This window comes from Natrinema soli, from assembly GCF_028618695.1.
In genome coordinates this window covers 1-11,785 of the sequence record NZ_JAQIVI010000453.1, presented here as the reverse complement: position 1 = coordinate 11,785, position 11,785 = coordinate 1, and the positions used below count along the sequence as shown (strand labels likewise).

Annotated in this window: 17 protein-coding genes; 5 read left to right on the top strand and 12 right to left on the bottom strand. The window is 64.6% G+C overall.

The window, feature by feature from the left end:
• The 3 genes from PGX04_RS23770 to PGX04_RS23760 all read right to left on the bottom strand — a co-directional run.
• Positions 1-499, bottom strand: a 499-nt coding sequence (locus PGX04_RS23770) for a response regulator (protein ID WP_273740769.1), incomplete at its 3' end; no start/stop codon positions are given.
• Positions 496-858, bottom strand: coding sequence for a chemotaxis protein CheY (gene cheY, locus PGX04_RS23765; protein ID WP_006181855.1), 363 nt, complete (start codon positions 856-858; stop codon positions 496-498). The genes PGX04_RS23770 and cheY, both read right to left, overlap by 4 nt.
• 138 nt (positions 859-996) lie before the next feature.
• Entirely contained in the window at positions 997-1,779 is a 783-nt protein-coding gene (locus PGX04_RS23760) for a chemotaxis protein CheW (RefSeq protein WP_273740768.1), read from the bottom strand.
• 141 nt (positions 1,780-1,920) lie between these two features.
• On the opposite strand from PGX04_RS23760, the gene PGX04_RS23755 reads away from it, so the two are divergent.
• Positions 1,921-2,379 (top strand): chemotaxis protein CheW, encoded by a 459-nt coding sequence (locus tag PGX04_RS23755; RefSeq protein WP_273740767.1) that lies wholly within the window; start codon positions 1,921-1,923, stop codon positions 2,377-2,379.
• Between the two features lie 56 nt (positions 2,380-2,435).
• Here PGX04_RS23755 and PGX04_RS23750 read toward each other — a convergent pair whose 3' ends face one another.
• From PGX04_RS23750 to PGX04_RS23740, 3 genes are read right to left on the bottom strand one after another with little or no spacing between them, the layout of a single operon-like run.
• Complete coding sequence (locus tag PGX04_RS23750; protein ID WP_273740766.1) at positions 2,436-3,206, bottom strand: DUF5803 family protein; 771 nt, start codon at positions 3,204-3,206, stop codon at positions 2,436-2,438.
• Between the two features lies 1 nt (position 3,207).
• Complete coding sequence (locus PGX04_RS23745; RefSeq protein WP_273740765.1) at positions 3,208-3,912, bottom strand: DUF2110 family protein; 705 nt, start codon at positions 3,910-3,912, stop codon at positions 3,208-3,210.
• Positions 3,912-4,430 carry a transcription factor gene (locus PGX04_RS23740; protein ID WP_098723932.1) on the bottom strand — a complete coding sequence of 173 codons (519 nt, stop codon included), beginning with the start codon at positions 4,428-4,430 and terminating at the stop codon, positions 3,912-3,914. Before PGX04_RS23740 ends, PGX04_RS23745 begins: the two co-directional genes overlap by 1 nt.
• A gap of 462 nt (positions 4,431-4,892) precedes the next feature.
• Between PGX04_RS23740 and PGX04_RS23735 the strand changes: the two genes are divergently transcribed.
• Positions 4,893-5,888 carry an MBL fold metallo-hydrolase gene (locus tag PGX04_RS23735; RefSeq protein ID WP_273740764.1) on the top strand — a complete coding sequence of 332 codons (996 nt, stop codon included), beginning with the start codon at positions 4,893-4,895 and terminating at the stop codon, positions 5,886-5,888.
• Positions 5,889-5,919: 31 nt separating this feature from the next.
• Here PGX04_RS23735 and PGX04_RS23730 read toward each other — a convergent pair whose 3' ends face one another.
• Positions 5,920-7,497: a class I adenylate-forming enzyme family protein gene (locus tag PGX04_RS23730; RefSeq protein ID WP_273740763.1), complete on the bottom strand. Its 1,578-nt coding sequence runs from the start codon at positions 7,495-7,497 to the stop codon at positions 5,920-5,922.
• A gap of 174 nt (positions 7,498-7,671) precedes the next feature.
• Between PGX04_RS23730 and PGX04_RS23725 the strand changes: the two genes are divergently transcribed.
• The gene (locus tag PGX04_RS23725) at positions 7,672-8,325 is read left to right on the top strand and encodes a hypothetical protein (RefSeq protein WP_273740762.1); all 654 of its coding nucleotides are present in this window, start codon (positions 7,672-7,674) and stop codon (positions 8,323-8,325) included.
• Between the two features lie 23 nt (positions 8,326-8,348).
• On the opposite strand, the gene PGX04_RS23720 is transcribed toward PGX04_RS23725, so the two are convergent.
• Positions 8,349-8,933 (bottom strand): tRNA (cytidine(56)-2'-O)-methyltransferase, encoded by a 585-nt coding sequence (locus PGX04_RS23720; protein ID WP_273740761.1) that lies wholly within the window; start codon positions 8,931-8,933, stop codon positions 8,349-8,351.
• 82 nt (positions 8,934-9,015) lie between these two features.
• Positions 9,016-9,174 carry a hypothetical protein gene (locus PGX04_RS23715; protein ID WP_273740760.1) on the bottom strand — a complete coding sequence of 53 codons (159 nt, stop codon included), beginning with the start codon at positions 9,172-9,174 and terminating at the stop codon, positions 9,016-9,018.
• A 265-nt stretch (positions 9,175-9,439) separates the two neighbouring features.
• Between PGX04_RS23715 and PGX04_RS23710 the strand changes: the two genes are divergently transcribed.
• Both PGX04_RS23710 and PGX04_RS23705 read left to right on the top strand, forming a co-directional pair.
• Entirely contained in the window at positions 9,440-9,916 is a 477-nt protein-coding gene (locus PGX04_RS23710; protein ID WP_273740759.1) for a cupin domain-containing protein, read from the top strand.
• Positions 9,917-9,978: 62 nt separating this feature from the next.
• A complete protein-coding gene (locus PGX04_RS23705) occupies positions 9,979-10,206 on the top strand; it encodes a hypothetical protein (RefSeq protein ID WP_273740758.1) in 228 nt (75 codons plus the stop codon).
• A gap of 130 nt (positions 10,207-10,336) precedes the next feature.
• On the opposite strand, the gene PGX04_RS23700 is transcribed toward PGX04_RS23705, so the two are convergent.
• From PGX04_RS23700 to PGX04_RS23690, 3 genes are all read right to left on the bottom strand, one after another.
• Positions 10,337-10,555 (bottom strand): DUF8119 family protein, encoded by a 219-nt coding sequence (locus PGX04_RS23700; RefSeq protein WP_273740757.1) that lies wholly within the window; start codon positions 10,553-10,555, stop codon positions 10,337-10,339.
• Positions 10,556-10,724: 169 nt separating this feature from the next.
• Entirely contained in the window at positions 10,725-11,186 is a 462-nt protein-coding gene (locus PGX04_RS23695) for a universal stress protein (protein WP_273740756.1), read from the bottom strand.
• A gap of 2 nt (positions 11,187-11,188) precedes the next feature.
• On the bottom strand, positions 11,189-11,785 hold a 597-nt coding region (locus PGX04_RS23690), incomplete at its 5' end, for a sodium:solute symporter family transporter (RefSeq protein ID WP_417584058.1).

Sequence of the window (11,785 nt, the reverse complement as noted above, 5' to 3'; positions counted from 1 at the left end):
CGCCCGCGACGGCGTTTCCGGTCGCGGTATTGTATCCCGGGCCGCCGGCCCGTCCCGATCGGGTCGAGTGAGCCGCCGCCGTGGCGCGAGCGAGTGCGACCGACGAGACGTTCGCCTCGGCCAAGTCGTCGACTTTCGCGACGACCTCGTCCGTGAGGTGGGCGATGTTGCGCGAGTCGGAGCCGTCGGGCTTGTGAAGGAAATCGACGGCACCGCGCTCGAGGGCGTCGAGCGTGGCCTCAGTACCGCGTTCAGTGTGAACGCTGAGCATGAGGATCATAGTCGGATTCGTCGCCATGATCCGCTCGACGGCATCGATGCCGCCCATCTCGGGCATTTCGACATCCATCGTGACGACGTCCGGGTCGAAGGTCGAGGCGAGTACCACACCGTCCGCGCCGTTCGCCGCCGTTTCGACCTCGTAGCCGGCCTTGCCGAGCGCGTTGCCGATGACTGTCCGCATGAACCTCGAGTCGTCGACAACGAGTGCTCGCGTCATGCCGCGACAACGTCTGAGAGGGCCTTTCTAACGCTGGGCTCCTCGAACGGTTTCGTCACGTAGCCGTCCGCACCAGCTTTCACGGCGAGTTTCATTTTCTCACGCTGTCCAACGCTCGTACACATGATGACGCGGGCGTCCGGATCGATTTTCTTGATCGCCGCGGTCGCCTTGATGCCGTTGCATTTCGGCATCACGATATCCATCATGACGATGTCGGGGTCGTGTTCTTTGTACAGTTTGACGGCTTCTGCTCCGTTGGACGCCTCCCCGAGAATGCGGTAATCTTGTTCCAAGATCTGCCGCAATAGGTTCCGCATAAAATGAGAGTCGTCCACGATGAGCACCCCTGTCGACATTCAGTAGTACACCAAACGTCCGTAGAGATACAACTACCATAAATGCTGTCTCTCGATTATCAGTCATGATAAATGTCGAATCTGCCCCGGAGACCCCACTCAGAGCAGAGGATCGAAAACCGCCGGTTCGCAGCAGTCTTACCGGTTTTCCGACGCCAACAGCAGTCGGTCGATATCGACGAGCGCGGTCGCTTCGACGATGATCTCCTGCGTCGAATCGTCCGTCTCGCTCGCATCGATATCGTCGGCGGTGTCCTCGTCCGATTCGATCTCGAACGTCTCCCCGATCGGCTCGCCGCCGCTCGTGCGACGAGCCGACGACAGCGCCGCGGAACCGCCGCCACCGACTGTCGCTCCGGCCCCGGGTGTCTCGACACCGTCGTCGGCCGATCCGTCCGTGGTCGCGCGTCCGACGCGCGGCTCCGGTTTCCGTTCTTGCGTAACGAGTGCGAGGACCAGGGGATGATCGAGGGCGTCGCCCGACAGCTCACTGGCACCGACGGTGTCCGCGTCGATCACGTCGCTTTCGGGGACGGTCTCGACGCCGATCACCTCGTCGACGCGGATCGCTGCCGACTGTCGGTCGCTCGAGCGATCGAGCACGAGCAGTCGCTCGCGGCCCGAGCGGGATTCGGAGACCGGGAAGTGAACCCGCGGATCGAGGACGGCCGTGATCTCGCCCCTGAGATCCATTAGTCCCTCGATCGCGGGCGGCGCGCGTGGGACGCGGGTCAGCTCCGTCGGTGGTTCGGTGATCGTTCTGACCGCGTCCACCGGCAGTGCGAGTCGGTGTTCACCGACGCCGGCGAAGACGAACTGACGGAGTTCTTCCTGCTCGTCGTCCCCGCCGTCCGAATCGCGGGTGCGATCGGCGTCGTCGATATCGATTCCGAGGAGCTTCTCGGAGAGGTCCGGGGCCATGGTCTCGTTCGTGTATCAGCGGCCATCACTAAAACGTTGACTCCGTCACGTATGTTCACTACGTTGATATGTGTCCGGACGCATCCACCCCACGTTGCGCACCGGAAGGCTTATTTTCCGAACGGGAAGTCTTCAGACGAAATGGCATCGGCTTCGAACGACGAACCCAGCACCGACGACGAACGCGTGACCGTCCTCACGTTCGACCTCGAGGAGCGGCGATACTGCGTCAGGGCCGAGTCCGTGGCCTCCATGCTGGGCGTCGCTGACGACGCTTCCCTCGCCGACACCGCCGATCCGTGGAACGCGGGGACGATCACCGTCGCCGGTGAACGAGTCAGAGTGGTCGACCTCCCCCGGGTGTTCGGTTCGACGTTTCGAACGGCGACCCGGGTCGACGAGCCGAAACTCCTCGTTTTCGCCGTTACCGACGAGACGGACCGCTATTACAGCTGGCTCGTCGACCACGTCGAGGCGACCAGAACCGTCCGAACGGCCGCGCTCGAGCCGCCACGCACGAACACGACCCACGTCAAAGGCCGACTCGAGATCGACGGCTCGGACGTCGTCTGGCTCGACGAACGAACGATACACGGCTGAGCGGCCGTCCCGATCGGATAAACGCTGAATCAGCCGGAAAATCGATGTCGACCTGACTACAGGAGCCCCGGCGGCCCGTCGTCGGAATCGTCGTCGACGCCGAACTCCTCTCGTTGCTCCCGGAGTCGCTTGGCCTGTCGGTAGTAGTAGCCGATCCCGATGCCGCCGATGAGGACGACCGCCCCGATGAGACCGAGGAACAGCGGGATGTCACGCGCGAGATAGTATCGAAGCGAGACCGTGCTGTCCTCGTCGATTTCCTCCCAGTAGAGTCGCTCCTGATCGTCGGCAACCGTGCGCTCGTACCCGTTAGGCGACACGTCGCCGAACAGGAAATTCGACGTCCGATGACCCTCGGGGACCAGCACCTCGTAGGAGCCCGCGACGTAGGCCGGCTGCTGGAACGTCTTGCGCCCGGCCTCGCCGGAGAACGCGAGCGTGCCGTCCCCGTCGGGAACCTGGACGGTGGTCGCCGATCCTCCCTGTTCGATCTCGAGCTCCGAGCCCGTGAGTTCGGTGCCGTTGGGATACCAGTAGCGAACGCTGTGGATGTTCAGCGGTTCGTCGCTAAAGAGGGTCGACTGGTGCAACTCCAGTTCGTCGGTCCCGCTGAGGTCGTAGACGGCCCGGAACTCGCCGCCGCCGAGCAGGTTTCCGTCCTCGAGCGCGATGGTGACGTCGGCGTCAGTCTCGGTCTCACGCAGGTCGCCGTACTCCTGCTCGCGGTCGAGCTCCTCGTCCGAGAGTCCGCCGAAGAACGCCGAGCAGCCGGCTCCCGTCGTCAGCAACACGACCGCGATCGTCGCGAAAACGAGCCGTCGGTTCATGCTAGGGAACGACACAGCGGAGCTCGGCCGGGAGGTACTCGCCGACGCTCGCGAGGAGACCCGGCGGGTCGGTGTTTTCGGTACAGATGACGCTCTGCTCGAGCAGCCCGAGTCGTTCGACGGTGACGTAGTCCTGCGCGTGGCCGGCGCGGTTGAGCGTGGCCCGAACCTCGGCTCGCGTCGCGCTGTTGACGTTGAGCCGCCCGTCGCCGCGGGTCCACCCGTAGAGCCGATCCTGCTCGGCGTCGGCGAGCCGGGACGGAGTGGCGTCGGCATCATCGTCGCTATCCGCATCGCCGCCGTACACGAACTGCAACGGCAGATGCTGAACGAGCCCGTACCGCTCGCGGATCTGCGTCGCCGACCCCGGGCCGAGCCCGAGTTCGTCGGTCGTGATCCGGACGCCGTCGCCCTGTCCCGCGTCGAGGACGAACCCGTCGTCGTCCCAGGACTCGAGCGTGCCGACGTACGTTTCGCCGGCCTCAAGGTCGGGGACGATCTCGCCGAACTCCTCGCGGAGGACGTTTCGCGCGACGGTGGCGTCGTCGCCCTCGATCGTCACCGACGGGAAGTCGTCGTGACGGATCCCGATCTCGAATTCGACGTCGAGTTCGCCGATTTCGTTGGTGACCAGCGACCGCAGCGAATCCAGCGAGCGCTCGCGGGCGTCTCCTTCGACGTACAGTTTAGTTGCGAGTACGACCATTAGGCGTCCAGGTTGAGTTCGTCCTCGAGCGACGCGAGGCGGTCGTCCATCGCGTTGACCAGGCGATCGTTATCCATCGATTCCAGCGGCGAGCCACACTCCGGACACTCGAAGCCGAAGTCCATCGCTTCGCCGAACTCGAACCGAATGGAACAGATCTCGCAGAGGTAGAACTCGTGGTTGCGCTCGTACTCTCGGCGGTCGTCGAGCGCCTCGTGGAGCCGGTACATCTCCTCCTCGAGGTTCTCCGGAATGTTGTCGTACTCGAAGGTCCAGAGGTAGGTCAGCCACCCCGAGTCCTCGTCGCGCAGTCGCCGATACGTGGCGAGATCGTTCTCGTACAGAATGAACAGCGCGCGCCGCACGTCGTTCAACTCGAGGTCGAGTTCCTCGGCGAGCTCCTCGTCGGTCACTTCGCCGTCCGGCGGTGCCGCAGCGACGGGCATCCCCTTGGGACCGACCAGCTCGTGCAAATATTTCTGGATTACCGGATCCTCGAGCAGGTCCTCAAAAGCCATTACCTTCCTGTAACGGCATGGAGCCATTAAAGCTTGTCAAGTGCCCGGCCCCACCGAGTCGAGATACGGAGGGGCGGTATCGCACTGGGCCGAGCCGAGAAACCGTCGGGCGGTGGCGCGCGCTGTGCGACGGTTCGCCGTCGTCGAACCGTCTGCTCGACTCCGTGCGAGGGATGAGCGAGAGAACGGAAGCGCGGCGCAAAGCGCCGCGGAAAGGCGAACGGCCGAAGGCCGTGAGCCAGTGACCGAGCGAATCGGCTGGGGAGGGCGTGGCGATTCCGTGTTGCCACGATAGCAGGACGCTCCATTTCTCTTCTCTCTCGGAGAGATCGTTCGATGAAAGCTCGATGAAACGCCCGCCGAGCAGATCGAGGCAAATTCCGCCACGAACGCGATGAATCCGACCGCCGGCTGCGCGTTCGGGCGCGACGTTTATGTGGCTGGCTGGCACTTCTCGGAATAATGACTACCGACGCTTCTTGCAGCCCCGTTCGAACTGACGACGCTCTCTCGCGGATCCATCGCCTCGAGTTCGACGTTCCCTGGCCGCCGAAACACGTCGCCGGCTACCTCCTCGAGGGGCCGGAACCGATTCTGATCGACGCGGGTGCGCCGGACGACGCAGGCGAGTCGGAACTGCGCGAGGGACTCGAGGCCGTCGACTTCGAGCCGTCCGATATCGATCACGTACTCGTAACCCACGTTCACAGCGACCACATCGGGCAGCTACCGGTCCTCAGAGCGGCCGGCGCAACGGTTCACGTCCCCCAGACCGGACTTTCCAGACTCGATCGCGATCTCGAGGCGACCCGCGCCGAATTCCGGGACGCGTCGACCGCGGCGGGCTATCGCGGTGACGATCTCGCGGAGATCGTCGACGAGGAAGTGAAGTCGCTCCGTCGTGATAGACGGCTGGTCGACCCTGAAACCGCCCGCGCCATCGAATCCGATGCGACGTTCACCGTCGGTGATCGGACGTTCGAATCGTTCGAAACGCCGGGCCACGCGGTCGATCACCTGTGTTTCGAGACGACGGTCGCGGGGACGACGATCCTCTTTTCGGGCGACGCGCTGATCGAGCCGTTCCGCGCCGGGGCCTTTCAGGTCGGGCTTGATCGGGGTGCCGACGAGGCCGTCGACGCCTACTACGAGGCGATGGATCGGCTGACCGAGACGACCGCCACTCACGTCTTCCCCGGCCACGGCCCGACATTCGAGGACCCCCAGCGGACCGTCGGCGCGACGCGCAACCGACTCGACGAACTGCTCGAGAAGACGCGAGCGGCGACCGCGGCGATCGAACCCGCCACGGCGCTCGAGATCGCCGAACAGCGCGTCGGCGACGTTCGGCATATGGCTCCGGTACTCGACACGCTCGGGGCGCTCGGCACGCTCGAGAACCGAGACGAGGTTACGTATACAACCGACGACGGCGTTCGATACTACGAGACGACGTAGGCCACGGACGAGAGGGGCTCCCGTGAGCCGATCAGTTCACGTCGTCTTCGAGCTTGAACTTCTGAATCTTCCCGCTCGTCGTCCGCGGGAGTTCGTCGATGAACTCGATCTCGCGAGGGTGTTTGTAGCTGGCCACTTTCTCGAGACAGAACTCCGTGAGCTCCTCGGCGGTCACGTCGCTGCCGGACTCGACGCCGGAGGCGGGGACGACGAACGCCTTCGGCACCTCGTTGCGTCGTTCGTCCGGGATCCCCACGACGGCGGCGTCCGCGACGGCCTCGTGCTCGAGGAGGAGGTTCTCGAGTTCGCTGGGGTAGACGTTGTAGCCGGCGGTGTTGATCATGTGCTTCTTCCGGTCGACGATCTCGTAGTAGTTGTTCCCGTCGCGGCGGGCGATGTCGCCGGTCCGGAAGTAACCGTTCTCGGTGAAGGCCTGTTCGGTCGCCTCGGGCAAGTTGAGATACCCCGTCATCACCTGCGGGCCGCGAACGACGAGTTCGCCTTCCTCGCCGGGCGCGACCTCGTCGCCGGCCTCGTCGACGATCTTGCAGTCGGTCATCCGCAGGGGCTGGCCGATCGTGCCGTGTTTCAGGCCGAACGTCGAGCCGCTCTGGGTGTGGGTCGCGCCGTGGGTCTCGGTGAGGCCGTACCCCTCCGAGATGTCGACGCCCGCGGTCTCCTCGAACCGCTCTTGGACCGCGGTCGAGAGCTTCGCGCCCCCCTCGGAGGCCGACTCGAGACTGCTGAGATCGTACTCGCCGAACTCCTCGGACTCGACCATGTCCGCGTACATCGTCGTCACGCCGACGAAGTGGGTGATCCCCTCTTCCTCGATGAGCTGCATGCACTCCTGGGCGTCCCACTCGAGGGCGCTGCGGAAGTAGAGCCGGCCGCCGCCGACCAGTGGCTGGAGGGCCGTGTGGGTGAAGCCGGTGATGTGGTAGAGGGGGAGCCACGTGAGGCTGCGGATGTCCTCGGGCTCGACGTCGACGTTCGAGGCGGTCAGGGGCCACATGAGCTGGGCCCGGGTGTTCTCGTGGGTGAGCTGGACGCCCTTCGGATCGCCCGTCGTCCCGGAGGTGTAGGGTAACAGGGCGACGTCGTCGTCCGCGCGATCGACCAGCGTCGGCTCGCCGCGCAGTTCCTCGAAGGCGTGGTCCGCGTCGTCCCGCGGCCAGTCCTCGCTCTGGATGGTGATGATTTCGGGATCCATCCCGGCGTCCTCGATCGCTTGATCGACGACCTCCCGTAGCGCCGGATGGGTAACGATCGCGCTCGCGTTCGTGTCCTCCATCTGGTAGGCCACTTCGCGGCGCTTGTACTGCGGGTTGACCGGCGAGATTTCGACGCCGGCCTTGAACGCGCCGAGCGAGGCGACGAGGTACTGCGGACAGTTCGGCAGGAAGAGCAGCAGTCGGTCGCCGGGCTCGAGACCGAGATCGTGGAGTCCGCCGGCGAGTTCGGCGGTCCAGTCGCGGACCTCCTCGTGGGTCCAGCGGCGACCGTGGTGTTCCATCGCCTGTGCATCCCCGTGCTGTGCGGCGGTCTGATCGAACAGCTTCGCGACGTTCCCCTCCCGCTTGGACTGATCGACCGCTTCCAAATCCATGTATTGTGGTACCGCAGGCCCCGCTTAAAATCGTATCCATCTCACAGCACGACTGCGGAACGAATCGGCCACACGTCCCGGACACACGTCCGGATTCGCGAGCCGACCGACCACGCGCACGGCCCCTTCGATCGAGCGATACACGTAGTACCGGTCCTGTTTTATCCCCAATAAATGCCCCTCGAATTCGCCACCTGGATCCGCGACCAAATCGGGCTCTCCGATATCGTCTCTGCCGTCGGTCTCGCCGCCGTTCTCTCGTTTCTCGGGGTCGATCTGAACGTCATCGGGGTGCTCCTCGGAGTCGGAATCGGCGCGCCCCTTCTCGAGGGCGCGCTCGACAGAGACGACGCCGATTCGGCGCTCGCCTGGCTCGGTTTCGGGCTGTTCGCCGTCGCTGCCGGCGGCATCCAACTACGGGAAGGCGGCTACTGGTTCGGCGGGTCGCTGCTCGCTATCGGCTGCTGGATCTGTCTCGACGGCCTGTACGCGCGGCGGACCGACGGCTCGAGCGGCAGCGAGGACGTAACGGACGACGAGTTCCACCTCGCCACCCTCCACAGCCGCTGGCTCCTCGAGGACCTCCGCGAGGCCGACCGCCCCCTCACGAAGACGGAGATCTGTGACCGAACCGGCCTCATGGAGGAGGACTTCGAACGCCTCCTCGAGATCCACGGCGAATCGGGATCGATCGAACGGACCGGCAACGGCTACGCGATCGACGAGGACGAGATGGGAGCCACCGCAGCCGTCCGGAACCTCGCGGGAACGGTCAGGAGCCGACTCTTCCGCCCGCTTCGGCTCTTCAGACCGGCCGGCTACCGCTGAGAACGATCCTCGAAAGTATTCGACTACTCGCCGTTCGACTGGCGTTCCCGGTCGGAATCGGGCTCCGAATCCGCTGATTCGACGCGCTTGCCCGTCTCCATCGGGATCACGCGGCGGTCGGCGTTTTGCCAGTCCTGCTCGAGTTCCCGGCCCTCGAAGAGCCGGTCGAGAAAGACCGCCAGCCCGGCCACTTCGGAGTGGGGCTGGTTGGTGACGCCGACGTTCCAGTCGGCTTCCTCGTAGACGTCGAAGGGGACCTTCTCGGAGCCGACGACGACCAGGAGGGGGTCGCCCGCGTCGTCGTGGGCCGTCCGGATCTCGTCTTCGACGTCCTGAACGCGCTCGCCGTACATGGTGAGATGGACGACCCGCCCCTCCCACTCGCGGATGATGCCCTGTGGACGGTCGGTGAGTTCGGCTCCGAAGGGTCCCCCGAACCGGTCGGTGATGTCCGCCACGGTCTCGAGCGACTGGCCGGCGTTGTCGGGAAAGATGACGCGGTCGGCCCCCAGCGCCCGCGCGGTCAGGCCGACGTGGGTCGTCATCCGCTCGTCCCGACCGGGGCGGTGGCCGAGGCGAAGGACGGCGACCTCGCTATCGTCGTGCATACCGCTATCCACTCTCGGCGGCGGTTAGGGGGTTTCGTTTTCGGTATACTGATTCCGATGGTGTTCAGTGGTACGGTGCCATTCAGTAGAGGGGAGCCACGTAGTACTCCAGACCGACCCTCCGGCGTGCAGTGGCGCGCGCTGTGTCGCGGCGAACCGAGTGGTGAGCCGCGACCCGACGCTGTGCGAGGTCTTCGTGAACGGAGTGAGCGAAGGCTTGGAAGACGCAAAGCGTCTTCATGTGGATGAGTGAGCGCCGCGCGGCGCGAACGTTAGGGCGGGACCTCCGGTCCCGCGAACCATACGAACGGGCCTTCGGCCCGTGAGTAGCAATCGGCTGGGGAGGGCGTGGCGATTCCCTGTTGCCACGATCGCAGATCGCTTCATCTCACTCAGTCACTAGCAGAACTCACTGTTCCCTTCATACGTGTACTGAATAGTGAACCAGACCAAACCGATCGAGGATGACACGAGATTATACGTAATTGACGTGAGTAACAGATGGTATGGACAAGATCAACGAGTCGACCGTCGACTGGAAAGAGTACGATCGAGAGCAAACGGCATTCCGCCGGAAGGAACTCTCCAACGCCGTCGGTGCCTCGGACCTCGGCTGTAGCCTTTACGAACTCCCGCCCGGGATGCAGTCGTGGCCCTACCACTACCACACGGCCAACGAGGAGGCGATCTACGTGCTGGCGGGCGAGGGACAACTGAAGACGGAGGACGGCCTCAAGCCCCTGACGGCCGGCGACTACGCCACATTTCCCGCCGACGAGTCGGGCGGCCATCGGGTCGTCAACGACGGCGAGGGCACGCTCCGGTATCTGGCGATGTCGACAATGAACGAGCCGGATATCACGGTCTACCCGGAGATGAACAAGTTCGGCGTCTTCGTCGGCTCGCCGCCGGGCGGCCGCGACGACCGGTCGCTCGAGGGCTACTACCGCATCGACGACGAGACGGAGTACTGGGAGCGGTGAGCGCTCAAGGACGGGGAGTTCGGAATGCATGGGTATTAGTTAGCACGCGACCTACGGCCGGTATGAGCAACGAGCCGAGCGACGAGCGGTGGTCGACGTTCACGGAGGGGTTCATCGTTCCGATCGCCGGACTGTTGTCGCTGCTGTTCGCCGTCATCGCCGGAATGACCGTCCAACCCGCCCTGTCGGGATCGGCGTCGGACCTGTTGACACCGATCATCTTCGCCGGCGCGAGCGTCCTGTGTTTCCGCCTCCGCCAGCGAGCGGTTGCGGCTCGAGAGGACGACTGAGACGGTCCGCTGTCCTGTGTCCCGCGCCCCCGCACGGCGGGTGCGCGGATGCGTCGGAACCGACTGACAGCAGTCCGTATGAGACGCGATCGAACGGTGAGTCCGCGCCGAATGGGACCACCGCCCGTCCTTACTGCTGTTTCGCCTGCTCGAGCGAGAAGAAGAAGCCGAAGTAGGCGACGATGCCGGCGAGCATGAACATGTAGAACACCCATCTGGGCGCATCGACGAAGACGAAATCGAAGAGGAAGCTCACCATCGCGACCCAGACGACGGCGAACAGCAGATCGTAGATCATGCCGGTCCCGTTGTCCTCGACGTGTTCTCGCAGGCGATCGACGACGCTCATCGCGGCGGTCCTCCTGTCCGTGGGGTTTGGTGTCGTGTCATGTCGAAAGAATGGAGTCGGTCGTCCGTCAGTCTTGTGCGTCCGAGTCAGACGGACTGCTGTCAGTCAGTTCCGGTGCGCCCGCAAACCGTCCTGCGGGTGCGCCGGGAACTCGGTACAGCAGACCGTCTCAGTCATCGCCGTCGTAGTCGACGACCAGCACGGGGACGGTCGTCGAGCGGAGCACGCGCTCGGTGACGCTCCCGAGCAGCGCCCGGCGGACGCCCGACCGACCGTGACTGCCGATCACGATGAGATCGATATCGTTCTCCTCGGCGTAGTCGGCGATCATCTGGTGGGGTTGCCCGCCGGCGTGTCGCTCGTATGCGGTCAGGCCGGCGGCCTCGGCCGCGTCCGTGACGTAGCCGGTCGCCGCCTCGGCATCCTCGCGCAACTCCGTCATACCTTCGAACTGACCCTGCCGGATCCGGTCGACCTGTTCGGTCCCTAACCCGTACGCGATCGCGTCCGTGTCGGCGACGAACAGCGAGTGGACCTCCGCGTCGTATTGCGTGGCGATATCGATCGCCTGGTCGACCGCTGCCTCAGCGACCTTGCTCCCGTCGGTGGGAACGAGTATTCGTTCGTACATGGTCAGTCGTCCGCGGGTGCGTTTCCGTCTCGGTTCTTCTCGGCGACGATGTCCGCTGCGGTCTTGTCCCTGGGCATCGGATCCGGACTGTGACACTGCCGGACCATCTGTTTGGTCTCGAGGGGCGGTTCACTGGTCACGAGCGAGACGACGATTGTGACCGCGAACACGATGGGCGTGCCGACGAGCGCCGAGCCGATGGCGGGCATCCACGTCGCGAGGACGTCGATGCCGAGCCCGCCGTCGATGAGGCCGAAGTTCCCTTCGTTCAACATGGGAATGAACCAGACGATGATGCCGGTCGTCATACCGCTGAGCGCACCTGGCCGGTTCGTGTTCTCCCACCAGAGACCGAGGAAGAACATCGGGAACAGCACGATTGCTGCGAGCGAGAACGCGAACCCGACGAGCGCCGCGATCGGCTGCTGAGGGTTCAGCGCGAAGACGATCGTGAGCACACCGATCAGGATGATGCTCAGGCGACCGACGAGCACCTGCTGGCGCTGGGTCGCGTCTTCGTTGATGATGTTCGCGTAGATGTCGTGGGAGATCGCCGACGAGGCGGCGATGAACAGGCCGGCGGTCGTCGCGACCGCCGC